This window comes from Sporosarcina sp. P33, assembly GCF_002077155.1.
Taxonomy (GTDB): Bacteria; Bacillota; Bacilli; order Bacillales_A; family Planococcaceae; genus Sporosarcina.
Map to the genome: position 1 here is coordinate 826,015 of NZ_CP015027.1, position 24,722 is coordinate 850,736.

24 protein-coding genes are annotated in these 24,722 nt (G+C 40.7%); 14 read left to right on the forward strand and 10 right to left on the reverse strand.

Features of this window, described 5'->3' with window-relative positions; translation table 11 throughout:
* The first annotated feature begins 163 nt into the window (after positions 1 to 163).
* On the forward strand, positions 164 to 472 hold the full coding sequence (locus SporoP33_RS04095) for a PadR family transcriptional regulator (RefSeq protein ID WP_081244743.1): 309 nt from the start codon (positions 164 to 166) through the stop codon (positions 470 to 472).
* Positions 473 to 487: 15 nt separating this feature from the next.
* Positions 488 to 1,681 carry a chromate efflux transporter gene (chrA, locus tag SporoP33_RS04100; RefSeq protein WP_081242556.1) on the forward strand — a complete coding sequence of 398 codons (1,194 nt, stop codon included), beginning with the start codon at positions 488 to 490 and terminating at the stop codon, positions 1,679 to 1,681.
* 613 nt (positions 1,682 to 2,294) lie between these two features.
* Here chrA and SporoP33_RS04105 read toward each other — a convergent pair.
* Positions 2,295 to 3,608, reverse strand: coding sequence for a short-chain fatty acid transporter (locus SporoP33_RS04105; RefSeq protein ID WP_081242557.1), 1,314 nt, complete (start codon positions 3,606 to 3,608; stop codon positions 2,295 to 2,297).
* Positions 3,609 to 3,976: 368 nt separating this feature from the next.
* Between SporoP33_RS04105 and SporoP33_RS04110 the strand changes: the two genes are divergently transcribed.
* Positions 3,977 to 4,750: an SDR family NAD(P)-dependent oxidoreductase gene (locus SporoP33_RS04110; protein WP_081242558.1), complete on the forward strand. Its 774-nt coding sequence runs from the start codon at positions 3,977 to 3,979 to the stop codon at positions 4,748 to 4,750.
* Positions 4,751 to 4,876: 126 nt separating this feature from the next.
* Here the strand turns inward: SporoP33_RS04110 and SporoP33_RS04115 are convergent, their stop codons facing one another.
* From SporoP33_RS04115 to SporoP33_RS04125, 4 genes are all read right to left on the reverse strand, one after another.
* The gene (locus tag SporoP33_RS04115) at positions 4,877 to 5,539 is read right to left on the reverse strand and encodes a hypothetical protein (protein ID WP_081242559.1); all 663 of its coding nucleotides are present in this window, start codon (positions 5,537 to 5,539) and stop codon (positions 4,877 to 4,879) included.
* Positions 5,540 to 5,821: 282 nt separating this feature from the next.
* Positions 5,822 to 5,971, reverse strand: coding sequence for a hypothetical protein (locus tag SporoP33_RS16205; protein ID WP_196796848.1), 150 nt, complete (start codon positions 5,969 to 5,971; stop codon positions 5,822 to 5,824).
* A gap of 252 nt (positions 5,972 to 6,223) precedes the next feature.
* Positions 6,224 to 7,147 carry a S66 peptidase family protein gene (locus SporoP33_RS04120; protein WP_081242560.1) on the reverse strand — a complete coding sequence of 308 codons (924 nt, stop codon included), beginning with the start codon at positions 7,145 to 7,147 and terminating at the stop codon, positions 6,224 to 6,226.
* 232 nt (positions 7,148 to 7,379) lie between these two features.
* Positions 7,380 to 7,643, reverse strand: coding sequence for a hypothetical protein (locus tag SporoP33_RS04125; RefSeq protein ID WP_081242561.1), 264 nt, complete (start codon positions 7,641 to 7,643; stop codon positions 7,380 to 7,382).
* A gap of 121 nt (positions 7,644 to 7,764) precedes the next feature.
* Between SporoP33_RS04125 and SporoP33_RS15930 the strand changes: the two genes are divergently transcribed.
* The 6 genes from SporoP33_RS15930 to SporoP33_RS04150 all read left to right on the forward strand — a co-directional run bounded on the left by SporoP33_RS15930 (position 7,765) and on the right by SporoP33_RS04150 (position 14,047).
* Entirely contained in the window at positions 7,765 to 7,899 is a 135-nt protein-coding gene (locus SporoP33_RS15930) for a hypothetical protein (protein WP_231293297.1), read from the forward strand.
* Positions 7,900 to 8,079: 180 nt separating this feature from the next.
* Positions 8,080 to 9,150 carry a TDT family transporter gene (locus SporoP33_RS04130; protein WP_081242562.1) on the forward strand — a complete coding sequence of 357 codons (1,071 nt, stop codon included), beginning with the start codon at positions 8,080 to 8,082 and terminating at the stop codon, positions 9,148 to 9,150.
* Positions 9,151 to 9,706: 556 nt separating this feature from the next.
* A complete protein-coding gene (locus SporoP33_RS04135) occupies positions 9,707 to 10,984 on the forward strand; it encodes an IS110 family RNA-guided transposase (protein WP_081242563.1) in 1,278 nt (425 codons plus the stop codon).
* A gap of 387 nt (positions 10,985 to 11,371) precedes the next feature.
* Positions 11,372 to 12,508: a betaine/proline/choline family ABC transporter ATP-binding protein gene (locus tag SporoP33_RS04140; protein ID WP_081242564.1), complete on the forward strand. Its 1,137-nt coding sequence runs from the start codon at positions 11,372 to 11,374 to the stop codon at positions 12,506 to 12,508.
* Positions 12,501 to 13,154, forward strand: coding sequence for an ABC transporter permease (locus SporoP33_RS04145; protein ID WP_081242565.1), 654 nt, complete (start codon positions 12,501 to 12,503; stop codon positions 13,152 to 13,154). Before SporoP33_RS04140 ends, SporoP33_RS04145 begins: the two co-directional genes overlap by 8 nt.
* The gene (locus SporoP33_RS04150) at positions 13,151 to 14,047 is read left to right on the forward strand and encodes a glycine betaine ABC transporter substrate-binding protein (protein WP_231293298.1); all 897 of its coding nucleotides are present in this window, start codon (positions 13,151 to 13,153) and stop codon (positions 14,045 to 14,047) included. The genes SporoP33_RS04145 and SporoP33_RS04150 overlap by 4 nt, the downstream gene beginning before the upstream one ends.
* A gap of 128 nt (positions 14,048 to 14,175) precedes the next feature.
* Here the strand turns inward: SporoP33_RS04150 and SporoP33_RS04155 are convergent, their stop codons facing one another.
* Positions 14,176 to 14,451 (reverse strand): DUF2564 family protein, encoded by a 276-nt coding sequence (locus SporoP33_RS04155; RefSeq protein WP_081242566.1) that lies wholly within the window; start codon positions 14,449 to 14,451, stop codon positions 14,176 to 14,178.
* Positions 14,452 to 14,589: 138 nt separating this feature from the next.
* On the opposite strand from SporoP33_RS04155, the gene SporoP33_RS04160 reads away from it, so the two are divergent.
* On the forward strand, positions 14,590 to 15,594 hold the full coding sequence (locus SporoP33_RS04160; RefSeq protein ID WP_231293299.1) for a polysaccharide deacetylase family protein: 1,005 nt from the start codon (positions 14,590 to 14,592) through the stop codon (positions 15,592 to 15,594).
* A gap of 63 nt (positions 15,595 to 15,657) precedes the next feature.
* Here SporoP33_RS04160 and SporoP33_RS04165 read toward each other — a convergent pair whose 3' ends face one another.
* From SporoP33_RS04165 to SporoP33_RS04175, 3 genes are all read right to left on the reverse strand, one after another.
* Positions 15,658 to 16,746 (reverse strand): S-layer homology domain-containing protein, encoded by a 1,089-nt coding sequence (locus tag SporoP33_RS04165; RefSeq protein WP_081242567.1) that lies wholly within the window; start codon positions 16,744 to 16,746, stop codon positions 15,658 to 15,660.
* A 412-nt stretch (positions 16,747 to 17,158) separates the two neighbouring features.
* Positions 17,159 to 18,319, reverse strand: coding sequence for an S-layer homology domain-containing protein (locus tag SporoP33_RS04170; protein ID WP_196796849.1), 1,161 nt, complete (start codon positions 18,317 to 18,319; stop codon positions 17,159 to 17,161).
* Positions 18,320 to 18,667: 348 nt separating this feature from the next.
* On the reverse strand, positions 18,668 to 19,828 hold the full coding sequence (locus tag SporoP33_RS04175) for a DUF3221 domain-containing protein (RefSeq protein WP_081242569.1): 1,161 nt from the start codon (positions 19,826 to 19,828) through the stop codon (positions 18,668 to 18,670).
* A gap of 264 nt (positions 19,829 to 20,092) precedes the next feature.
* On the opposite strand from SporoP33_RS04175, the gene SporoP33_RS04180 reads away from it, so the two are divergent.
* Positions 20,093 to 20,944, forward strand: a complete 852-nt coding sequence (locus SporoP33_RS04180) for a DegV family protein (RefSeq protein ID WP_081242570.1) — start codon at positions 20,093 to 20,095, stop codon at positions 20,942 to 20,944.
* A 126-nt stretch (positions 20,945 to 21,070) separates the two neighbouring features.
* On the opposite strand, the gene SporoP33_RS04185 is transcribed toward SporoP33_RS04180, so the two are convergent.
* Positions 21,071 to 21,385 (reverse strand): hypothetical protein, encoded by a 315-nt coding sequence (locus SporoP33_RS04185; protein WP_081242571.1) that lies wholly within the window; start codon positions 21,383 to 21,385, stop codon positions 21,071 to 21,073.
* 516 nt (positions 21,386 to 21,901) lie between these two features.
* Here SporoP33_RS04185 and SporoP33_RS16415 point away from each other — a divergent pair.
* From SporoP33_RS16415 to SporoP33_RS04200, 3 genes are read left to right on the forward strand one after another with little or no spacing between them, the layout of a single operon-like run.
* The gene (locus tag SporoP33_RS16415) at positions 21,902 to 22,165 is read left to right on the forward strand and encodes an N-6 DNA methylase (protein ID WP_081242572.1); all 264 of its coding nucleotides are present in this window, start codon (positions 21,902 to 21,904) and stop codon (positions 22,163 to 22,165) included.
* A gap of 2 nt (positions 22,166 to 22,167) precedes the next feature.
* Positions 22,168 to 23,517, forward strand: coding sequence for an Eco57I restriction-modification methylase domain-containing protein (locus tag SporoP33_RS04195; protein ID WP_081242573.1), 1,350 nt, complete (start codon positions 22,168 to 22,170; stop codon positions 23,515 to 23,517).
* Positions 23,518 to 23,522: 5 nt separating this feature from the next.
* Positions 23,523 to 24,611, forward strand: a complete 1,089-nt coding sequence (locus SporoP33_RS04200) for a DNA cytosine methyltransferase (RefSeq protein ID WP_081242574.1) — start codon at positions 23,523 to 23,525, stop codon at positions 24,609 to 24,611.
* The last annotated feature ends 111 nt before the right edge of the window (positions 24,612 to 24,722 follow it).

Sequence of the window (24,722 nt, forward strand, 5' to 3'; positions counted from 1 at the left end):
ACTTGTGAAGCAGACGCCCCCGTTTACGGAAGAAATTCTTTCGACGTGATGTAAAGATTATGTAAATGTTAGTTTTGGCATTGTAAATAAGCAGAACGTATAATATAGTCTCAATATCGAAAAGCAATATTGAGGTGCAATATCAATGTTTGGGGGTGATAGTTTGGAAGATAAAGTATTACGAAAATTGTTTCTTGGTTTTATTCACATACACATATTACATCACGCAAAAGAGCATCCCATTTTCGGAGTATGGATGTTAGAAGAACTCAGGGAACACGGTTATAGTATCGGTTCTGGAACTCTCTATCCTATTCTACATTCAATGGAATCTGATGGACTTCTAATAAGAGAAGATAAGAACGTGAACGGGAAAATCAGAAAATATTACACGACAACTGAAAAAGGAGATCTAGTCTTTATTGAAGCCAGAAAAAAGGCTTATGAACTCTTCAAAGAAATCAAAGATTAACAAAAGGAGCTTACAATGAATCATTCTAAACAAACTAGTAGAATTAAATCATTTTTGGAGATACTTTTAATTTCAACACGGCTTGGGCTTACCTCTTTTGGTGGACCAACAGCTCATTTAGGTTATTTTCATGAAGAATATGTCCGAAGAAGAAAGTGGATGGATGAAAAGAGTTATGCAGATTTAGTTGCTTTATCACAGTTCTTACCGGGTCCGGCCAGTAGCCAAGTGGGTATTGGCATTGGTGTTATGCGGGCAGGTGTATTAGGTGGAATTACATCCTTTATTGGTTTTACATTACCTTCAGTAATTGCACTTATCCTTTTTGCTTTACTGCTCACTGGAACTGATATCGGAAATGCTGGGTGGTTACATGGATTAAAGATTGTGGCAGTTGCAGTAGTTGCACACGCCATTATCGGAATGGCCAAAAACTTGACGCCTGATTTAAAAAGAAAAGCCTTCGCCCTATTTGCACTTATAGGGACTCTTCTTTGGCAATCAGCTTTTACTCAAGTTGGCGTCATTTTAATTGCAGCATTCTTTGGGTTCCTTTTATTTAAAAAACATGATGTAGTTGAAGAAACAAAATCAAGTTTTCCTATTACCAAAAGAGTCTCTGTGATCTGTCTCACGCTATTTTTCGCTTTGTTGTTTCTATTCCCCGTTTTAAGAGAAGTAACTGGATCTTATTGGGTAGCAATGTTCGATAGTTTTTATCGTTCCGGTTCTTTAGTCTTCGGTGGTGGTCATGTCGTTTTGCCTTTATTAGAACAGGAACTTGTACCAATGGGTTGGATAAGCGAAGAGGCTTTCTTAGCAGGTTATGGTGCGACCCAGGCAGTACCAGGACCGTTATTTACATTTGCGGCCTATCTAGGAACTGTTATGAAAGGTTGGCAGGGCGGTTTAGTCGCAACGTTAGCAGTTTTCTTACCTGCCTTCCTTCTTATTCTTGGCGCATTGCCATTTTGGGATAGTTTGCGTAAAAACCCTAAAATTAAAGGTGCAATAATGGGTGTAAATGCAGCAGTAATTGGAATTTTAATCTCCGCTTTTTATTTTCCGATTTGGACAAGCTCTATTTTAGCACCTGTTGATTTTGCTTTAGCTGCAATTTTATTTAGTATGCTTGCCTACTGGAAGCTTCCCCCTTGGGTTATTGTTGTTTCTGGAGCTATAGGTGGATCTCTCATGACCTTAATTTAAATGGTCATATCTATATACTAAAAGACTAACGAGTTGTTAGTCTTTTTTTATTTACCAAAACTCAAGAATTTGGCCCTTTAGCGGAATTATCCTTTTTCCTGAATTGCACACATTTGCAGTACAGGTTGTCCTATCGCAAATATGCCGATTAAGGAACAGAAGTTATCTCAAAACTTCACACTAGTATTCGCGTAGAATTTTAATTAATTCGATGTTATTTTTTTAATGAGCTTGCAGAATATATAAATTACGAAACGTTTCGGATCGAATGTTAGTGAGAAATTCTTTGGTTTAGCAGTTGTAAAATAAACTATATTGATCTCTATAAATAAAATGAGTGCGACGTTTTCCATCATCATACACGGCTTATTTCTGCCTTTTGAAAATGGATGCAACCTTTTCTGCAATGTGTAATTTTCTTTTAAAAATGAAATGACTGATTAAAATATGTAATGTAAGAATAATTGCTGATCAATCTGCTAATACACACAAATAAAAATAGTGAAGTATGCAAAATACTGCTTGAAATAAATGCAAATCACCGGTCAAAGTAACACCTAAACCGCACACATCAAAAAAACGACTGGAATCTCCCCAGTCGTTTCACATTCATTCAGAAGAAATATAAACCGATACTTATAATAACTCCGCTTACTAAGAGAATGAAAATACAGTAGCCCATAATATCCTTTGCGCGCAGTCCTGCGATGGCGAGTGCCGGCAATGCCCAGAACGGCTGAATCATATTTGTCCATGCATCGCCCCATGCAATCGCCATAGCTGTTTTAGAATAGCTGACGCCTAGAGTTTGCGCGGCATCCAGCATAATTGGAGCCTGCACTGCCCACTGGCCGCCGCCGGATGGCACGAAAAAGTTAACAAGTCCCGCCGCATAGAAAGTGAACAGCGGGAAAGTAGTGTCACTCGAAATAGAAACAAACCATTCGGACATGACACCAGCTAACCCTGAAGCAACCATCATCCCCATAATTCCCGCATAGAACGGAAATTGGATGATGATACCGCCGGCTGTTTTCACTGCGGTTGTAACAGCTGCGAGGAAACGTTTTGGCGTTCCGTGGAAAATAACACCAAGAATTAGGAAAATAAAGTTTACGATGTTTAAGTTTAAATCGAACCCTTTTGTTATGAAATGCTGAATGAGATAAATAAGACCGATTGCGCCGATCAGCATGGAAATAATCAAACTGTTTTCAAGTCTGCTGGCCGGGGTATTATCTGTACTTGCTTCCATTTCGATATGATCCTCCAACAGCTTAGGATCGACAGTAACGGTATCTTCTGGCTTCGGCATCATAAACCGGTTCAAAATGGGAATAAGAATGAGCAGCGTAATGACGATAATTACGTTATACGTGGAGAAGATGGTTTCAGAAGTTGAAACGACACCCATTATGTCAGCGAATGGATGATCTGCGGTGGCTATCGATAGCGGGATGGATCCCCCCAGGCCGCCATGCCAAATAATCATACCTGAATACGCACTTGCAATTAACAGACGGTAGTCGACATTTGTTACTTTTTTGGCAATTTCTTTCGCGAATAGAGCCCCAATGACCAGGCCGAAGCCCCAGTTAATCCAACAAGCAATCAGCGCGACAACTGAAACGAGGATGATTGCCGAGCCAGGTGATTTCGCCAAGCCCGCAAGTGTACTTAGCAGTTTCTTAAATACTGGACTGATAGCCAGCACATACCCCGCGACCAGTACGATAACCATTTGCATTGTAAACGCTAAAAGCCCCCAGAAACCGTCTCCCCAATGAACGATCATGTCAAGCGGCCCCGAATCGGTGAATCCAAGCCCGAGCAAGAATACAGCCAACGTCAAAATGGCTACGAAAATATACGGGTCCGGTAAGTAGCGTTCCATCAATGCATTGGACCACCTAATTAAAAGTTTCATAATTACCCCCCTCTATAATTTTTGTATGTCTTATAGAATATTCCGCTGAATCGGCCTATATGCGTCAGAGTTGTGAATCTGTCTGTATTTGGATTATCGGGGCGCGGCGGGACGCTTACATAGCGCGAATACAACACAGGCTGGCGCGGCGGACTCGGTTTTTAGCGCGATCCTCTACCTCAATTCATCCACAGTCTCTTTGAAAGTAGTTAGACACTAAACTAGCTAGTTGATTTTGCTTGAAAAGGGGCGTATGTTATTTTATAGAAAACTTTGTGAGAGTGTTCTTCCCATTCAGTTCACCCTACTTACTATGTATAAATTTCTATGTAACCTACTAAATGCGTGTATAAAAAGGAGTGTTTTTCATGGCGGGAATTATGGAAGGAAAAGCAGGTTTGGTCACAGGATCAGGTTCAGGGATTGGCAGAGCAGCCGCTGTTGCATTGGCGAAGGCAGGCGCAAAGGTTATGATATCGGACGTCAGTGAAGAGGCAGGACAAGAAACGGTTGAAATGATCAAGAATCTAGGCGGGGAAGCAGCCTTTTTCAAATGTGATGTCAGTGATGAGGAGCAAGTAATCGGACTTGTAAATAAAACCGTTGAAACATTCGGCAAGCTGGACTTTGCGCATAACAATGCAGGCATTAACAAGGGATTAAAGCCCATTGGAGAAATGGATTCCAAGGATTGGGATATTACACTACAAGTAAATCTCTATGGCACGTTTTACTGCATCAAGCATGAGATCAATGCGATGCTGAAAACGGGCGGCGGTGCCATTGTTAATACGGCGTCAGGTGCTGGTATTGAAGGTTCACCAAACATGGCTCCTTACACTGCCTCTAAGCACGCCATTGCCGGTCTGACTAAATCAGTTGCCTTGGAGTACGGTCAGCAAGGCATTACGATCAATTCCATTGCGCCGGGTGCAACGATTACGCCTGCAATTGAACATTGGGCAAAAACTTCTCCCGAACAATATGAAGCTGTGCTTTCATCGCTTCCAGCCGGTAAAATGTCTACCGCAGAAGATCAAGCAAATGCGGTTGTGTTTCTATGTTCGGACCTTGCAAAATCAATCAGCGGCGTGACGCTTGCTGTGGACGGCGGCTATACTGCGGGTAAAATGCAGTCTTAACGTGTGAGAAAATAAGTATGAGAAAATAAATTGCATACAAAAAAAGAGATCAGAAATAAAACCTGATCTCTCACTGCTAGTGCTATTCGCGGGCTGGATTCCCTCTTTCAACAGCACTTCAGAATATTAATTGAGTATGTTGTGCACAAAGCTCCAGGAATCTGCATCGGTCAGCTCATCCAGCTGCACTTCAAGATTCCCGCCTAAATAAACAGTCTCCCCCTGGATAGCTACAACCATCGCCTGCAGAATCGGGCCATTGTTATTGCGCTGGTACACATCGCCTATTTTAGGTACATACGTTTTTGGTGTATGGATTTCATGCAAGACTTGTTTTTGTTCATGTATATAATCTGCATCCTGATTTTCCACGTCGATGATGTTTGCGCCTTCTTCCAGCCCAGGGATCATCGTCCAATACTCGTTATGCTTGATCCCGTTGGACTGATTACTGATGACGCCATATGGTTCAATTGAAGAGACGATTTCCATCGCATGAAGGTGATGGTGATCCAGAGAATCTGGCTGAGGATTGATAATTAAAATATAATCTCCGACCTTTGCCTTGACGTCCTTGTGCAATGTGTATCGTTTATGATTGACTATAAAACTGTCCATATGCTTTGGTTTATACAGCGTAATTTCTTTAGCTGTTGCCAGCTGCTGTTCATAATCTTCGAGCCGAACGAGGTGAATCGACTGCTTAAAAAATGCTTTGACAGAATAGACTTTATGCAGCTTGTTTTTATAGTAAACAAATTGCCCTTTTCTAACATTTAATAAATTCAATGTGTCTCCCACCTTGTTAAAAATTTTATTTAGGCTGCCGCCTTTTCATGCAATCCCATTTCACGCTGTCCTCAATCATCAAATGAGGACGTATATCAGAATACAGCCTCAAAAAAGCACCTATTGCTTGAAACCTTCATGAACATGTAAACATTCATGTTGTTTCTTACATAGGTACTCTACATTGCCATCTTTAAACACGTAATTGCCAAAAATCAGCTGCGTACGGAATACCAGTACAATTCAGAACTGTTTCTGTATTATACGGAAAACTGAACGCATTTAATCAACTGCTTGGCTTTTCTTTTTTTCCAAATACGCCGTACGGATTTTATCAAGTTGCTGCTTTTTATCAAATTGGGCTGGCTTGTTTTTTTCATGATACTTTGCCACAGCCGCCTTACCTTTGCTGTCTAATTGATACTTCCCCATTTTCCTCACCCGCTATTCTTGTTGTCTTTGAAAGCTATCTATTCAACACAGTAGCTGTATCTGATGTTGATGTTAATGAAATAGACCCTCTTACTACATTATTATACCCCTAAACCTTTCATATATCAGTAAAACTGTTTAGTGAATATTTGTCATGGAAACCAGCTGTATACGCTGGGTAAAAGAACAGTAACCACTTGGGAACGTTGAGTTACTGCGTCAGGTCATCAGCCATGCAGTACTGTGTTTTGATTACACTCTCACCACCGGCTCCATCACCGTCAGCGTTCGATTCACCGTATCCATTTGAACATTGGCTCCAATAGGAATTGCCGCTTTATAATAGCTATGTGCAGTCGCCAGGTTGGTCAATAAAGGTTTTCCGAACGGAACTAGAAATTCATTGATCAAATCCGCGTAGCTTTTCCCGTAGGCTGGGTCACAGTTCGTGCATTGTCCCATAATAATTCCTGCGCAGTCGTCAAATTTCCCTGCCATCGCTAAATGGTTTAAGTAGCGATACACCGTATTGACCGGTTCATGTGTTTCTTCCAAAAGAAGAATTCTGCCTTCAGTATTGATTTCATAGGACGTGCCTAAAGTGCCTAGAAACGACGTGAGATTACCGCCTACAATTTGTCCTGTGGCATTTCCGGGAACCGTTCCAATTAGCGGAACGCCAGGCGGGTTGACAATTTGCCAGGGCGCGGTGATTTGTGACGCCGCCGAAAAGAATTGATTAAAATTATATTGTGGAGTTCCCGGATTAAAATCTAACAATAACAAGCTTTGTAAACCGATGAGATCTGCATACTCAAATAACGCATTTAATAAAATCGTGATATCGCTGTATCCTGAAATGATTTTAGGGTTTTGTTTAATCACGTTAAAATCAAGGAATGGCAAAATACTTGCCACACCGACTCCGCCGCGGGCAGGTAAAATCCACTTTACATCCGGATTGTTAAACATCTTCATTAAATCCGAAGCCCTTTGCCGGGGAGTCGCTGCCAGAAAGCCATTAGCAGAATACACATGATCCCCCACAATGACTTTATACCCCATCGTTTGCAGCATCCGAATCCCTTCCGTAATACGATTAGCCGCCATTGGACTTCCAAGCGTCACAATCCCTATCGTGTCGCCCTTTTGTAATCGCTGCGGTTTTGTCGCCATGAATCAGCAGCTCCTCTCCCCGTGTGAATCACACAAACATATTCTTATGTAATAGCATATGTGTGCAAATCTATTTTGGGCACTCACAAAAAAGATTCGCACACCACGTAAGTTCACTAAAGATGCAGAAGAATTTTTTCACTTGTTCAGTGAACGCGAAAAAATTCCGCCAGTTTGCATAAACCAGCGGAGTCTTTTTATTACAGCATATGGGTCACGAGTATAAGTACAATTAATTACCCGCGATGTTTAGGCACCATGTGAAGTTATCCCAGGCGGAATACCAGCCGGTGAAAAGCTCGTGCGAATCATCCCAGCGAACCTCAAATTTCTTATGACCGTCTACTTCTACCAAATACAGCGCCAGCGTAGCGTCTTCCTTGGCTGTCGCCAGCTTCATACCGTTTTGAAGTTCTTCTTCAGTAAACGGCACATCTGAAACCGAACGCAGCTGTGCTTGTTCAAATACTTGCTTGTTACTGATTCTATAATTCATAAAGACCCTCCACTAAAACATGTATTCTATCTATTCAAACGTACTCCTTCAGTAATTTCAAAAGGTACAGAACTACATTTTATACGTAATTACTCGTGAAATCAAAGGAGAAGTGTATGGCGTGCAGGATTTGATCGTCGCCGATGATTCTATTGCCCCTTTTGTGTCGGATGGCAATACTTCCGCACCCGCGTTTTTCATAGGCGCGAACATTGCTGACTATCTGATAGAACAGGAAAAGCTGCGTCCCGAATAATTTGGAAAATATATCTTACTGCATGGTGCCGGATCCCAAAAAGTTTTGGGGTCCGGCTCCTTAGTTGAAAAATCACAATGTAAAAAAGTGTATATGTATGGAAAAATTGAATTCATCGGGTTTATGTTTATATGATATGATTTATGCAGGAAGAGAAAGTCAAAGCAGAGGGATAGGACTATGTTTATACTATTATTTCTCACTGTGTTTGTTCTGGCGATGACCGTTAAAAAGCTTGGACATAAGCCAGTGATTTCCACAGTTGCAGGTGCTCCCCTTATGTCGATGGGCATTGCATGGAAAAGCGTCGGTTCCGTCTATTTTCCGGCTGCAAACAGCGCCGTATTTTATGTGATTATTCTTGGCGCATTTTGGATACTGATTCATTACCTCTTCGATGTGTTTCAGAAAGATTTTTATTTGCTTCATGTGGAAGATCCTATATCGAGTTTTTCGATTGGCACGTGGATTGCATCCGTGTCGATTATACTTATTTTGCTGTCAGATAAAAACACATTCGGTTCAATGGAAATTCTATTTTATATAAATTTTACGTTTTGGTTACTCTATATTGGACTTGTCATCAGAAATTATATGTTCATTTTTACAAATCTAAAAAAGTATATACAGCAAATTCATGGCGGATTGCTGCTGACATGCGTCTCCACACAATCCATTGTCATTTCGGGCTATCATGTGTTTGACCGTGCGGATTGGACAGGACCGGCCGGCAGTCTGCTCATCATTGGCTCACTGTTTTATATACTGAACTTTTTGCTGATTGTGTACCGTTATGCAAGTGCTTCGGATAAAGACTTGACGGTCAACTGGATTAATACGAATTGTATTTTACACGGTGCAATATCCATTACAGGCGTGGCACTTACACTAGCTTATCCTGCGGCACCCTCTCTAATTTACATCGTGTGGATTCTTTCATTCATTTTCTTCCTGGTCATCGAAATAATTGAAATTATATGGGCTTTTCAGCGGATTCGGAAACTCGGCTGGCGTCAAGGCATCTTTGTCTATTCACCAACCCAATGGGCTCGGGTGTTTACATTCGGCATGTTTCTTTTCTTTACCGAACAAATTCCCGCCGGCCAGCATCAATGGATCGATCTGTTGGCACAGCCGCTGCAATTTTTCTTGCCGGCAGTGATTGTACTGCTAATTATCGCTGAAGTTACTTTGATGGGCTTGCAGATATACCGTAAACTGCGGACGGACAGTACGGAAGCGTTTGTTTAAACTGCTTGACAGCCGATTAATAAAAAGATGCCAGGCACTAAATTGCGGATGGAGTGCCTGGCATCTTCAGTTATTCTTATAACACCCCTTTTTCTTACTCTATGACTTGCACTTCATACTTCTGCCAGCCCCCCGTGAAGCTAAGCACTCCTTACTGGATTAGCTTCGTCATACAGTATTCATTCACGTATCATTCATACTTTTCTCCTCATAACTGAGGGTCCGTTTCCAGGTAAACTCCATCGAATTCTTGCTTTAACAATTGATGACTTGACCAATAAACTGGACATTACTTTCAATTCTTCTTGAACAAATTTTACTAATATGTTAAAGTAATAAACCATACGGCTTTCTTAATTTGTTAAAGGGCGACGTCCGTTCTAAATATACGCATTCCAAAGTCGTTTAGAAAACAGGATTTACTTTTAATTATATACAGGAGCATTCCTGTTAGAAGTTTTTTCGGGGACTTGAACACAAAAAGCCCTCTTGGTATGATGCGGGGTGTCAAATCTGCACGAATTGACCCCTAATTTAATACCAAGGAGGACTCATCATGAATTTTACGCAAAACGCTAAAATTAATCAAGTCACCGATAAAACGCTAGTCATTGGGATGGATATCGCCAAACGCACACATTATGCGTGCATGGTCGATGAACGTGGCCTGCTCCTTAAGAAATCGTTTCCTGTCTACCAATCGAGACAAGGATTCGAATACTTCTATGAATGCATTCTCGACGCCAAGAGACAATTTGGCAAAACCGATGTCATTATCGGCATCGAGCCGACCGGCCACTACTGGCTCAACCTAGCTTACTTTCTCGACGATCGGGGCATCCCCCTCGTCGTGTGTAATCCAATGCATGTAAAGAAATCCAAGGAGCTTGACGACAACCTCCAGACGAAGAACGACGCTAAAGATGCCCTCGTCATCGCCCGATTAGTGAAAGACGGTCGATACAGTTATCCGCGTATCTTGAAAGAGACGGAGGCTGAGCTGCGTGTCGGTGCGACACTTAGAGGTAATCTCACCGAAGAAATGAACACTGTGAAAAACAAGATAATTCGCTGGACGGATCGCTATTTTCCAGAGTTTCAACAAGTGTTTCCTAACTTCGGTAAAATGGCACTCGCCGTACTGGAATGTACACCATTCCCAGTCGACGTAGCGGGTAAAGAGCCAATTGAACTGGTTGAGATCTATCGGCAGGTCGAGGGACTGAAGTCCCCTCAGATACCGAAAGCTAGGAAACTCATTGATTCAGCGCTTATTTCCATTGGCGTAACAGAAGGACATACGATGGCCCGTATTGAGATCACCACACTTGTCCAACGTTATCGCCAACTTGAAAAAGAGCTAAAGTCCCTTCAAGAAAGACTGACTGAACTCATTCAGATGACGGTTGAGTATGAGTATCTCCAAACAGTTCCCGGTCTTGGGGACGTAACCATTATCGATCTACTATCCGAAGTCGGCAGTTTCGCCCATTATGACCATCCACGCCAACTACTCAAACTCGCGGGATTGACACTCAGGGAGAATTCTTCAGGACAACACAAAGGACAGAAACGCATATCAAAAAGAGGAAGAAGCCAGCTACGTGCGCTGCTCTTCCGAGTCATGATGCCGATGATCCGGCATAACAAGGCATTTAGACAACTGCACGAGTATTACACAACAAGGCAAGTGAACCCATTACGGAAAAAACAGTCCATTGTAGTTCTCTGTGGAAAACTACTGAAAGTACTGCACGCAATCTGTACGAAGCATATGGCATTTGATGCCAAGCAAATGATGAGGGACATTCCCAAGCTCGAAAGAGCTGCCTAAGCATTATATTTTGAGTGAATGACTAGAAAATTGGATGACACGGAGAAGCCGGCATTATATTTTTCCATCAGACCAGTGAGTCCCTATAGGAGCTTCGCCAGCCTCCGCCTTATGACTAGACCGAACGAAGGAATGTAGGTGCTTAAGACGCCAAGAGACATGGGAGGGTACGTCATCATAAGCAATGCGGAGATCCATAGTGCATCGTATATGGAATTATTACCGCAACCAATATTATCCAGCGGTAACCGCGTAGCGTACCCAAGGTGGATTGAATATTCAAAGATCAAACTAGAAAGTTACACAGTGTGTTGAAAAAAATATTTTTTGACACCCTTACAACGGGTTGAACCGTTGATACATCAACATTTATAGAGGGAGGTACTTATGCTGAAGTTTGAAAATGTATCAAAAGTGTACGATGGCGGATTTCAAGCTGTGAAATCTGTCAACTTCGAGATTGCTGAAGGTGAATTGCTTGTTCTGATAGGACCTAGTGGTTCAGGCAAGTCTACAACCATGAAAATGATTAACCGGATTATTCCACACACAAGTGGAAAAATTTCTATCAACGGCAAAGATATCAAATCTTACAACGCCGCTGATCTCCGCAGAAATATCGGTTATGTCATTCAGCAAATCGGGCTTTTCCCTCATTATACGATCGAAAAAAATATTTCCATTGTACCCCAGCTTAAAAATTGGGATGAAAAAGAAATTAAAACACGTGTACGGGAACTGCTTGAATTAGTCGGACTGGATCCCGAAATTTATGCTGCACGTTATCCGAAAGAATTATCAGGCGGACAGCAACAACGTGTCGGAATTGCGAGAGCGCTTGCAGCGAATCCAGAAGTTATTTTAATGGATGAACCTTTCAGTGCGCTTGACCCAATTACACGTGAGCAATTGCAAGAAGAATTAATTAAGCTGCACAAAAAGTTAAAGAAGACCATTGTCTTTGTTACACACGACATGGACGAAGCTTTAAAGATGGGCGACCGTATTGCTATTATGAAAGACGGCAATTTACTTCAGTTAGACACTCCAGAGAAACTGCTGCATGAACCCGCTCATGGCTTTGTAGAAGAGTTTATGGGTAAGCATCGAATTATCCAAAACCCTGAACTTATGCCTGTTACTGAAATAATGGCAGAGAAAGTAGTCACCACCCGTCCTGCCACTTCTCCAGAACGAGCCCTTTCGCTTATACGTCAACGAAAAATTACGGATCTTCTCGTCGTAGACGATCAAAGAAAGCTGCTTGGCATTGTTTCTGCTTACGATTTAATCAAAAATTTAGAGGGCATCAAAACCATTGATGAAGTGATGAAGCCAGCTGTACCTTTCTTAGTGCATACAGCGACAGCGAAAGATGCCATTATCATGATGGACACTTCACCGTTTGGCATGATCCCCATTGTCGATGAACATCATATACTGACAGGACTTGTCAACCGCGGCTCCTTACTTTCTGCGATGTCTAGTCAATGGACAGATAAGGGGGCTGATCTCCATGAATAATTTAAATATATGGCAACAACTCGTAGAACAAACAAAATTACGATGGCCGGAAGTTCTCCAAGCGACATCTATCCATATTCAACTCGTCTTCTTCTCGATGATCCTCGCAGTGCTCATTGCGGTAACGCTCGGAATTCTCATTACACGCGTACCTAGACTTAAAACCGGAGTTCTTGGTGCGGCAGGCATTATGCAAACGATCCCTAGTTTAGCTGTGCTTGGTTTTATGATTCCAATTTTCGGAATCGGCGTAAAAACAGCAATTGCTGCGTTATTTCTTTACTCGTTATTGCCAATTATGCGAAATACCTATACAGGGATTAAAGACGTTGACCCTGCCACAATCGAGGCTGCGAGAGGTATGGGTATGACAAACATGCAAATTTTGTTTAAAGTAGAATTGCCTCTTGCAATTCCTGTTATTATGGCCGGAATTCGAACAGCTGCGGTTATTAACGTGGGTAATGCGACACTGGCGGCATTCATCGGAGCTGGCGGACTCGGTGACTTCATTTTCCTTGGAATTACACGTGGAATAGACGGATTGATATTACTTGGTGCAATTCCAGCTGCGATTCTTGCGATTGCCCTAGAAACGTTCTTTAGCGCAGTCGAACGCTGGACCACGCCGGAAGGATTGAAATGATGCTGAAAAATAAACGTATACTATTGCTCGTCACTATCTTACTTGCCAGCATGCTTTCAGGCTGTATTTTCAATGAAAAAGATTCACTTAGACTCGGTTCCCGAAATAATACGGAAAGTATTATTTTGTCTAATATCATGGGACAATTAATTGAGGATCGGTTAGGTGTAGATATTATTTACAAAGAAAACCTTGGCGGCTCGTCTGTCGTCTGGAACGCTATGACCAATGGCCATATTGATGTCATCCCCGACTATACAGGAACCATCGTGGTGACGTATTACCAGGAAGAGCCTGGAACGGCCGAAGAGACATTAGCTGCGACCAAACGACTTGTCGCGGATGACCATATCACCGCACTCGGTACGTTCGGATTCAATAATACGTATACACTGGCACTTGATGAGGAGAAAGCTGAAGAGCTGGGTCTTGTGACATTTAGTGATTTTGCGAAAGTTTCCAAAGACTTTACATTAGGCGCCGTGTTCGAGTTTATTGACCGGCCAGATGGGTTACCTGGTTTCGAGAAGGAATATGACATCGAGTTTAAAGATGTCAAAGGAATGGATCACGGCATGATGTATCGTGCGATTGGTGCAAACGAAGTAAATGTCATCAACTCCTACACGACAGATGGACAGCTGGCGATTGCGAATCTGCGTGTGTTAGAAGATGATAAATCGTACTTCCCTCCCTACCATGCACTGCCGTTAGTACGGGATGAAACGCTTGAAGAATACCCGGAACTCGAAGAAATACTCGGTCTTCTAGAAGGTAAAATCGATGAAAAAACGATGCAAATCATGAACGGAAAAGTCGATAATGACGGCATCATGGTCGAACTAGTCGCCAAGGAATTCTTGGTGGATCACGGGTTCATTGAAGAAAAGTGAATGGAAACAGCGCATCCTCTTATGCAGATGAGGATGCGCTGTTTTTTTTGGTGCCAGGTACACACACAACTTCAGTTCAATTCAGAATAGTTTCCAAATTGTGTCGGGACCTGGTACCGTATCCAATTTTACTCGCCATTCTTCATTCGGGCTTCATTCAATTGCTGCTTGATCACATCCAAGTGTCCCTTATCTTGCTCAATCGTATCTAATTCTTCGTTGTATTGCTTTGCATTCACAAACGCGTTCTCGGCACGCTCGATTGCATTAAATGCATGCTCGATGGCCATTTCCTCCGGATGAGACATCGCTTGTTTCACTGCACGATCTGCTTTCTCTACTGAATTGCCAAAGAACGTACCCGGATGTTGCTTTTTCCAGCTCTGACCAAATTCTTTTCCCATACACTTCGCCTCCCACATGTGAAATAACTGATAATAAACGTAGTATCGCAATTTACAGCGGAAGTATGCGCTGGAAAATTTACAGGAGAACAATGGCTGTTTTGTGCGGGGAGCTCATATCTAAGCATACTTATTCAAGTGCAGGAAACACTACTGACTAGAGAGGAGCGATATAAACTGAAACGGATCTGGCTTATTTCTTTCATCGCCTGTATAGGAATACTTTACCTGGTTTTGTTCATCAATCATTGGGATCCAGAAACGAATGCAGCAAGCACAGCATCCGCATCTGCAACTGGCAAAGACAAACTGACGACAGAATTAGAATCATTCAGTAAAGCGCATCAGATCCCCGCGGTTGATGCAAAAGTCGACAGAGTCTGGAAAGCCATCCCCGGCTATAACGGATTAGAAGTGGATCTGGAAGCCAGTTACAGAAAAATGAAAGCGACTGGCAAATTGGAAGAATCAAAAGTCGTTTACAAAGAATCTCCCCCCGCTGTACATTTGAAAGATCTGGGCCCCCACCCCATTTTCAGAGGTAATCCAGAGAAACCGATGGTGTCTTTTTTAATTAATGTTGCCTGGGGTAATGAATATATTCCTGTAATTTTGGATGTACTGAAGAAGCATAAAACGAAAGCCTCGTTCTTCTTCGACGGCAGCTGGGTAAGTAAAAATCCCGATCTGGCTACATTAATTTATCAAGAGGGGCACGAAATTGGAAATCATGCATACAGCCATCCCGATTTACAGCAGAAATCAGAAGCTGAAACAATGGAAGAGTTAAAGAAGACAAATGAGGTCATCATAAAAACACTCGGGATTACATCGCCGAAGTGGTTCGGTCCGCCAAGCGGCAGCTTTAATCAGCAAACAGTTGAAACGGCAAGCCAGCTAGGAATGCATACCGTTTTATGGACGGTGGATACAGTCGACTGGAAAAAGCCGGCGACTGATGAAATGGTGAATAGGGTCGTATCGCAAGTGGAGAACGGCTCGATGATTTTAATGCATCCGACTAAACCTGCAGCTGAAGGAATGGATGCTATGATCACACAAATCACAGAGAAAGGTTTTCGTCTGGGGACCGTCAGTGAACTGATGAGTGAAAAACGTGTGAACGGAACGGAGTGGAAATAACGGACCAGGTCCCCAAACAATTCGGAATATTCCCGAAGCTGTTTGGGGACCCTGTTTCTGCATTTATTTTTTCACACGCTTCACCAGTCCATACAGCTCATTCCCTGAACTGTCCACTCGCTGGATCAAGCCAATATCTTTTGCATAGTATTCGATCACGTATTCGTTACTCCACGGGAGATAACTTTCAACGACCAGCACATCACGATACTCTGTACCGCGAACTGTTTTCTTTCCGTTCGTAGAGGTAATCCACCCGTTACCGTAACTGACCGGCCCCACATCATCCTGACCATGAATCTGTGTCACCACAAAAGGATGCGGGATATATTGATCGTAATGGGCCCAGTCATCGTATCCTTCCCCGTAGTACGAGGAATTCTGCACAAAACCCAGTCGGGGAATGTCTTCATATTCCGTCTCATTGGTAATGCGCCAGTAGTCCAGGCCGTTCTCTTCTTTGCCCTCGTGATCGTGGCGGTATGTGCTGGAGCCATCCGTGTAATAGTACGTATAACCGGCATCCGGCATAATATTCATCATCCTTGCTGTCATTGCGCGGGTCAGAAATGCGGCGAAATGCGCACGGGTAATCAGCCGATTCGGTTTGAATGTCCCGTCCGGATAGCCGGTGGCGACATTATTGGTCGATACCCTCATAATATCTGTCTGAAAGTCCGAATTTCTTCCTACGTCACTGTACGATGGCACATTATCCGCTTTATTCTGCACCTTCAAATGAAATGCCTTGCTCATCAGCCGTGCCATGAATGCACGGGAGATGCTGGATTCCGGTTTGAAATTAGCAGCCTTGGAAAACAATCCTGCCTTGTACGCTGCAGCGATTTCCTTGTAATAAGGATGGGTTTTCGGTACGTCCTTGTATCCGGGGTCCGCTAGATCCGTCATCGGCAACTCGAGCGCTTTGACGAGCATTGCCGCGATATGCTTCTTTGCAATCGGCTCATTCGGCTTGAACTTGCCGTCCGGATACCCGCTGATGATGCCGAGATCCGCCAGGTAATTCACTTCTACGTACAGCGAAGAACTGTTCTTTTTCATATCTTTAAAACTTGCAGCTTCTGCATACTGCACCGTTCCGGTAACCGCCAGCAGAAAAACCGCACATGCCGCCATCCACTTTTTCAACAATCTATTCGCCCCCTTTATGTATTCATATTTTTGCTCACTCTATATTTATATGTTCCTCATTAGTCACATATCACAAATTACCATTCAGTTGATTGCTATCTTCCATTTATGGATTCTCTTATATGATCCATACCCTTTATCCCGCCTGTGTCAAACAAGACACGAAACTCCTGTGAGTTCCGTGTCTTCTTCAGTCTGGATTGGTTCTAGCCCTGTTATTTTATGCACTTGATTCCTCTTGCGTTGTGTGAGGACTAGGCCTCCTAGTTATCCTCCACCAACACTTCAAAAAAGGACCTGTGCGGGAAACATTCATGTTGGTTCCTCAGGCAAGCACCATTTTTCAAAACGTGCCGCCAGACAGTATCTCTACATAAATAAAGATTTTCTGCAGACTTGGCACTTCATACATTTACTTAAAATTTTCAGCTGGCCCTATTTCCATGGCGTATGCATCATATAAAAAGCTGTCTTCACTTTCATGGGCTGTCACACTGTATCGCACTTCTTCTCCATTTTCAAAAAGGACCGTTGCAATATACTCTCCCGGCTGTTCCATCATAATATAGGTGAAATTGTATTCATTTCTTACAATCATTACATCATCAGAGATTTTCTCTCCGTCTTTCTTGGCGAGGGCTATATTTTTCACGGGTTTATATTTCGTATTGAGCGCTACCTCGTTCGGCAGGGAATCATCCGTTTTTTCTAACGTCATACGCAGTACGCCGGCCTCTTTTTTCACATGAACATAATATTTCTGATTCTTCCATTCACCTTTGGCTGTTCTTCCTCCAAGTACAATTCCACCTGTTCCTTCTTTGATCGGAAATAGTTGAACTTGATCTTGTATGCCATTTTTCCCTTTCACTTTTACCGCTCGAAATGCGCCAGAATTTACTTGATCAGCGACAAACGATTCGATGGTATCCCATTCTAAATCGCCTGCTTTCACCGTCACGGCATTCTTCATTACTGCCTGCTCCGCTGCCACAAGCATTTTTGAGGCTTGCCCTCTTGTTATCGATGCGTTCGGGCTGAATGTTGTAGGAGAGGTACCCGAAGTAATGCCAAGCTTGTAAATAACAAGGACGTCTTTTGTAATGCCAACTTCTCCTTTGAACGGATTTTTCAGCTCTACATCACGAGGTAATTTGAATGCTTTCACAAGAATCGCCGCCATATTTTTACGCTTAATCGGCTCATCCGGTTTAAAACTACCATCTGGATACCCGCCGATAATTCCTTCTTCCGCCATTCTCGCAATCGCCCTATTAAAACCATATGATTCGGGTACATCTGTGAATTTCTGTTCTATCCGATAGGATGTATCCAGACCAATCATCTTCGCAATAATCGCCGCAGCTTGTCCGCGCGTAATCGAGTTCCCCGGCTTAAACGTGCCGTCCGGATAACCTCCTATAATGTCACGTGCGGCTAGCTCATTCACCGCATTCGCAAAATGCTTTGACGGCGGCACATCAGAAAACACTTGCTTACCGGCTGCTGATCCTGATAACGGCAAACTGAATGCCAGTAAGAATACACCAACTGCTGCAAATAACTTCTTCATTTCTTTCATCCTCTCTAAACATCTAAACTTTTAATCAGCGTATAGACGGAGGATTCCCGAAATAGTTTCAATCGTTTTTAAATAAAATTAAGAGAAGTGCACAAGAGTTTGAAACTAAAAACTATATGTTCCAATGATATTTTTTAATAATAAAGGTGTGCTTAAAACTTTCATGATTGTTTACACATTCACGTTTGTTTTTCACAAAGGTACCGATTTCCAATCCCGTCTACATAAAACAAGACACGAAACTCCTGAGAGTTCCGTGTCTTCTTCAGTCATGACCGGTTCTAGCTCTATTAAATTTATGCACTTGATTCCTCTTGCGTTGTGTGAGGACTAGGCATCCTAGTTATCCTCCACCAACACTTCACTCCCGTCGCTCACTTTTACGATCCAAACTTTTTGGGCTTTATCATAGCGCACTTCATTAATCACGTTAAAGGAAAAGTATTCCTGTTTCTTCTGCTTGATCGCCAATGCCACGGCCTGCGATTCAGAAAGCACTGCGTCTGCCGGTTTATAATCAGGAAGGACTTCCACGAATTTCGCTGAACCCTGTGCAGGATATGATTCTTTCATTTCGCCTGAAACTTCTACTTTCACTCGCTGTCCTACTGTCAGGTCATTCGCTTCAGCAAATGAATAATAAGTGGCCCCTTCTGTTCCTCCAGAAACGAAAATAACACCGTCCGACACTGCCATGATGTACCCGCCATCTTCTGCCGGTGTATCGGTTGTATCTTTTTGGGGGCGGATGATAGCGGACAAGCCTGCTTCTTCAACGGCGCTGCCTAGCTGCTCGAAGTGGAACGTATAGTCAGGAAACTGCTGCTCCAGTTCTTTTTGCTGCGCTGCCGTCAGGAAATCATGTCCGACTTCTACATCACCTGTCACCGTACTGACCGATAAAGAAAATGTACCTCGCTTTTGCTTCAGGTCCTGAAGCACTGCCGCCACTTCATCCTGAACTGCATGGAGATCTTCCCGTGTATATACACTGCGGAAGATATAAATCGGCGCAGCCAAAATTTCACCAGCATCCACTTTCTTCTGCAATAAATCAACGACTTTCTGCAATCGCTCGTCAGGTTTCTTCACGCCAATCCAGACACCTGACTGCGCGTCTCCGTACGTCTGGTTTTCCAAGAAAAAAACTCCTACTTTTTCAAACGCACCATTACTTCCGTACACTTCTTCCACCACTTCAATGGCAATCGGTCCTTCAATCGCTTGCATGGCGACATCTTCTTCCAGCTCTTTAGATGGCTCACCGAAGAATCCTCCCGTATAATCCGGACTCTCTATCTGCTCGCGGGCGATACGATCACGCGCCAGCGATTCTTCCGCAGTCTGTTTCAGTTCCGCAATAATTACACGGCCGTCTACCGTTTTTATCGTTTGCCAGCCACCCTGTTGACTGGAAACACTAGGTTCCTTAGTGCCCGTTCCGCAACCACCGGCCAATAAAGCAGCACCCAGTACGAATAGCCAGATTGTCTTTTTCATTTTTACGCCTCCTGTCTATGGTAGTTGACTGAGAATTATTGGAAAGGTTACAAACTAGGTTTGAAAATCAATGAAAAATGCCCTTTGTAATAAACATCCACCTTTGCTTCCACACACCACGTGTAATCAGTCCATTAAAATAAGTAAATCTACTCTTCTACATATTTTATAAATTTCAACATACATCGCCTGTCTATCATGTATAGTTTAAATGAATTCAATTATCTGCATACCTAATACAATATGAACTGGAGGCGACATACAGTGAGAAACATCATATTAACGACTGAGAGCGGTGCCGATTTGCCGGAGTTTTTAGCGAAAAGACATAATATACATGTAGTACCTATGCATGTAATCATGGATGGTCAGGATTATTTAGATGGTCATCTGCCCGTAACAGAAATATTTGATTTTTATGATCGCACAAAGAAGATCCCTTCCACTGCCGCTACAAATACCCATGAATATCAGGAGTTTTTCAAAAAGATTAGAACCGAATTTCCTAATCATCCAATCGTTCATATTGGCTATACATCAAAGGCGTCTGTTTCGTTTCAAAATGCATTAACAGCCGTAAAAGACGCAGAGGATATTTATTTAATTGATGCATTAAACGTTACAGGCGGATTAACTGCGGTTATTATGTATGCGGTAGCGCTGCTGGAGGAAGAACCTGAAATGGATCCCATCCGTTTGCTGGAGAAAATCGAATCAATAGTTCCCAAAACGAAACTTGCCTTCGTTCCTGGCAGCTTAGATTTTTTACGGGCTGGCGGACGAGTCAGCAATATGGCGTATCTTGGCGGCGCATTGTTAAAAATCAAACCGTGTATTGAATTAGTAGAAGGAAAGCTTGTTTCGACTAAAAAATACCGTGGGAAAATGAGTAAAGTTGCTGAAAATTTACTGCTAGACTACTTACAGCAATATGATGTGGATCGACAACAAATTTATTTTATATACTCCATCGGACTTAGTGAAACTATCAAAGAACGGATCAATGAAATTGCATTGGAAAATGGATTTGAAAATTGTCTTTGGATTGAAGCTGGCGCTATGATCTCGACACATTCTGGCCCTGGAGGATTTGGAATTGCAGGGATAGAGGTTTAACGTTTAAAAGGTACCCAAATCAAATGTCTGGTACTGAAACAATTCTAATAGTGAATAGCACCTGTGCGCGAAGCTTTCATGATTGTTTAACATTCACGTTTGTCCCCACCTTATTTCAAACATAATTTAATTTTCATAGTATCCAGGTCTAATGCCAATTGTCTTAAATATGAATTCAAGCGCAGACATTGAAGGCAAATGTTCAACAAACGTCTTTGCCTTTTCAGGACTAAAGAAAACGAATGTTTCAACTCCAAATTTTACTTCCCCATCTCTTGATAAGTAAAGATATAGAAACGTTGGACCAGCCATTTGTCCATCTAAGTTGTCACCCAGAATTAGAATCATATCATCACCGCCTAATGGATCGAAAATAGTGGTCACAAATTCCTTGCCGATCAATTTAAAACTTTCTTCTTGATATTCATCATATTCACTCATATGATTTCCCTCCATAAAAATATATCTCTTTACATTATTCTATATGAAATTTCATAAATCAAAATATCTTGAGCATCCTATATAACAATATATGCGATAAAACAAAATAAATGGACTTGTTCGTCCTTACAAAGTCTTGTGGTAATTAGCGTTACAATTTAAAGCTAAATCTATCCTTAGTTGTGCTTCAGATAGATTATTCAAATCTGAGTAACAGCTTGAAAAATTACTGTAATAGAAAAAATGATCAGTTAAATTAATTTGGTAATCGATTTTAAATTTGAATACATATTTCTTGAATTAGAAAAAAACAGATACTCAAATAATAGTATAATTGAATTTTCTCATCGAAGATATTCCTAATAGAAATAAATTGAGATTTGGAATAGACATTCAAAGTTTGTTCATTATATTATTACACTGTAAGAACGTATGTGTGTTATATTTAAACTATATAAATAATGCATCCTTTCTAGTGCTCATGGTTATAAAATTCTTATAATAGGAGTATTCAAAATGAATAAAAATCATTGGTTCAAAGAAAATAAAGATACAAAAAAAGAGTTATTAGGTCAAGTTTTCACACCAAAACATGTAGCTGACTTTATGGTTAATATGGCTTTAGAAGAAAAACCTAAAAAAGTTTTGGATCCTTGTTTTGGAAGAGGTATATTTATTGATTCTCTGATTGAACATAAATTTCCAGATAAACAAATAACCGGTATTGAATTAGATCCCTATCTTTTTGAAGATTATTGCTTAAAAAAAATAACGAGGTAGTTTTGATAAATGACAATTTCTTTAATTTTGATACAGAAGTAGATTGTATCATAATGAACCCTCCATACATTCGCCATGAAAATTTGCATGAAAATTCGCCGGATTTCCTAAATAAAAATAATGTTATAGATTCCGTCAAAGAAATTGGAGTGAATCTTTCTGTAAGAAGTAATTTATATCTTTATTTCTTTCTAAAAGCTTGCTCTTTAATATCTAAAGAAGGGAATATAATTGCAATTATGCCCGATACTTGGATAAAAGCCCAGTACGGTAGAAATTTCAAAAAGTACATTTTAAATAACTTTTCAATCAAAAGTATTTTAACATTTGAAAATGATGTATTCCCTGATGCAGTTGTTGAAAGCTGTATAATTCACTTACAAAAGTCATCTAAAGAAGAAATATCATCTAATATAGTTAAGTTTTTAGAGCTAAACGAATCTAATAAAGAGATAAAAAAGGAAAAGACTGTTGAAATTTCTAAGGTAAGAAGTTTTGAACAAATTTACTTAGATGAATTAACTCAATGGAATTTAAATGACCAAGATGAATTAATATGGATAAAAGAAAATCTTGTGGATTTGGATACTATTGTAAATATTAACCGTGGCATAGGAACTAATGCGAATAAGTTATTTATTGATAATCTGCATGAAATGTCAGTAAAATACCCTAAATACTTTAAAGAAATCATTTGTACTCCCAAAAACATAAAAGGGTATTCGACATCAAACATTGATACTGAACAGTACATTTTAGATGTAAATGAACCTGAAGATGAATTACCTGAAGAATTAGAGCGGTATTTAATTGCTGTCAACAAAGAAATATTGGAAACAAAGAAACCAAAAACTCTTTACGATAAGGTAACGAGAAAAAATAAAAAGTGGTATTACTTAAATCTTGATAAACCTGCAGATATTATTTTCAGTTATATAATTAGAGAACGTAAAAACTTCATACTAAATGAACAAAAAAAAATAGCTCGTGATAATTTTTATAAACTTAATATTAGTGGAAATTATAATGAACACTTAATACTTGCTATTTTGAATAGTGATATTACATCTTATTTTATTGAGAGTATAGGAAGAGAACATGGAAAGGGCTTATTAAAAATTCAAAAGTATGAACTCGATAAGCTCTTAATAGTTAATCCCAGTAAGATATCATCTAAAGATCAAATAAAATTAATAAGGCTTGGTAAAGAACTTACTAAGAATGATGATAGATCAATTATTTCTGAAATTAATGAAATTATTTTGCCATACGTTTCAGGTAATTTAAATATTGATAAATTATCACTACTATTAATGGATAAGGTTAATAAAAGAATAAAGAAAAAGGCGTGATTTAAATGGTTATAAAAACTGTTAGCCTATTTTCAGGCGGCGGCGGGTTAGATTTAGGTTTTATTTCCGAAGGTTTTGATGTGGTTTGGGCAAATGATATAGATAAAGATGCAGCATTAAGCTATGCTGAAAACATTGGAGAACATGTTAATTTAAACGATATAACGGAAATTGATTTAAATGAGATTCCAAAGGCAGATGTCTTAATAGGCGGTCCACCATGCCAATCATTTTCATTAGTAGGAAAAAGGAACGTCGAAGATGAAAGGGGTTCTTTAGTGTGGAGCTACCTTAGTGCATTATCCCATATAAAACCACAATGCTTTGTTTTTGAAAATGTCCTTGGCCTGAAATCTGCTAAAACTAAAGATGGAACATTAGTAATAAATGATCTACTAAAAGCTTTTAAACAAGAAGGTTATACTGTAAGTTGGGAAGTAATAAATGCAGCTGACTATGGTGTTCCACAACGTAGAAAAAGAGTAATCTTAGTAGGTTTAAGGGGTGATAAAAGCTTCGTTTTTCCAGAACCTACGCACTCAGAAGAAGGTGACTTCTTTAAAAAAAAGTGGGTTTCTGTTGAAGATGCACTCTCCGATCTTCCAAGTCCTAATCAGTTAAGTACACGAGAATATGAGAAAGAGTCAATTCTAACTGAATATCAAACTTTAATGAGAGCAAACAATGATGTTATTACTGACCATTCAATGCCAAACATTAGTGAGCTAGATAGAATTATTATAGACAATGTTCCAGTAGGTGGAAATTACATGGACATACCTGATTGGGTACCTTCTAAAAGAATACAAACATTTAAAAAAACAGGTGGTAGGACTACATGTTATGGAAGATTAAGACCTGACAAACCTTCTTACACTATTAATACTCATTTTAATAGACCTAATGTGGGTTGCAATATTCATTATAATGAAAAACGTTTAATTACTATAAGAGAAGCAATGAGATTACAGAGTTTTCCTGATAATTATAAGATTGTTTCTACAACTAAGCGCGGAAAGCACACTATAGTTGGAAATGCAGTACCTCCACTATTAGCAAAAGCTTTAGCAAATCAAGTAAAGAAATATTTATAAAGAGGCTAGAACAAAACTCAATAAAATGGAAAACCACGTAAACCAAGTTAAAAAACCTTGGTTTTACGTGGTTTTAATTTTGCTCCTTTTGTTAATTTCAATAGATTTTCT

Bases quoted from the DNA above. Each gene is read 5' to 3' on its own strand.
- SporoP33_RS04185 (WP_081242571.1), bottom strand. From the start codon at position 21,385: ATGAGTGAATATGATGAATATCAAGAAGAAAGTTTTAAATTGATCGGC.
- SporoP33_RS04150 (WP_231293298.1), top strand. From the start codon at position 13,151: ATGATGCTGAAAAATAAACGTATACTATTGCTCGTCACTATCTTACTT.
- SporoP33_RS04140 (WP_081242564.1), top strand. From the start codon at position 11,372: ATGCTGAAGTTTGAAAATGTATCAAAAGTGTACGATGGCGGATTTCAA.
- SporoP33_RS16415 (WP_081242572.1), top strand. From the start codon at position 21,902: ATGAATAAAAATCATTGGTTCAAAGAAAATAAAGATACAAAAAAAGAG.
- SporoP33_RS04175 (WP_081242569.1), bottom strand. From the start codon at position 19,828: ATGAAAAAGACAATCTGGCTATTCGTACTGGGTGCTGCTTTATTGGCC.
- SporoP33_RS04120 (WP_081242560.1), bottom strand. From the start codon at position 7,147: ATGGCGACAAAACCGCAGCGATTACAAAAGGGCGACACGATAGGGATT.
- SporoP33_RS04105 (WP_081242557.1), bottom strand. From the start codon at position 3,608: ATGAAACTTTTAATTAGGTGGTCCAATGCATTGATGGAACGCTACTTA.
- SporoP33_RS16205 (WP_196796848.1), bottom strand. From the start codon at position 5,971: ATGGGGAAGTATCAATTAGACAGCAAAGGTAAGGCGGCTGTGGCAAAG.
- SporoP33_RS04155 (WP_081242566.1), bottom strand. From the start codon at position 14,451: ATGGGAAAAGAATTTGGTCAGAGCTGGAAAAAGCAACATCCGGGTACG.
- SporoP33_RS04125 (WP_081242561.1), bottom strand. From the start codon at position 7,643: ATGAATTATAGAATCAGTAACAAGCAAGTATTTGAACAAGCACAGCTG.
- SporoP33_RS04130 (WP_081242562.1), top strand. From the start codon at position 8,080: ATGTTTATACTATTATTTCTCACTGTGTTTGTTCTGGCGATGACCGTT.
- SporoP33_RS04145 (WP_081242565.1), top strand. From the start codon at position 12,501: ATGAATAATTTAAATATATGGCAACAACTCGTAGAACAAACAAAATTA.
- SporoP33_RS04135 (WP_081242563.1), top strand. From the start codon at position 9,707: ATGAATTTTACGCAAAACGCTAAAATTAATCAAGTCACCGATAAAACG.
- SporoP33_RS04170 (WP_196796849.1), bottom strand. From the start codon at position 18,319: ATGAAGAAGTTATTTGCAGCAGTTGGTGTATTCTTACTGGCATTCAGT.
- chrA (WP_081242556.1), top strand. From the start codon at position 488: ATGAATCATTCTAAACAAACTAGTAGAATTAAATCATTTTTGGAGATA.
- SporoP33_RS04110 (WP_081242558.1), top strand. From the start codon at position 3,977: ATGGCGGGAATTATGGAAGGAAAAGCAGGTTTGGTCACAGGATCAGGT.
- SporoP33_RS04200 (WP_081242574.1), top strand. From the start codon at position 23,523: ATGGTTATAAAAACTGTTAGCCTATTTTCAGGCGGCGGCGGGTTAGAT.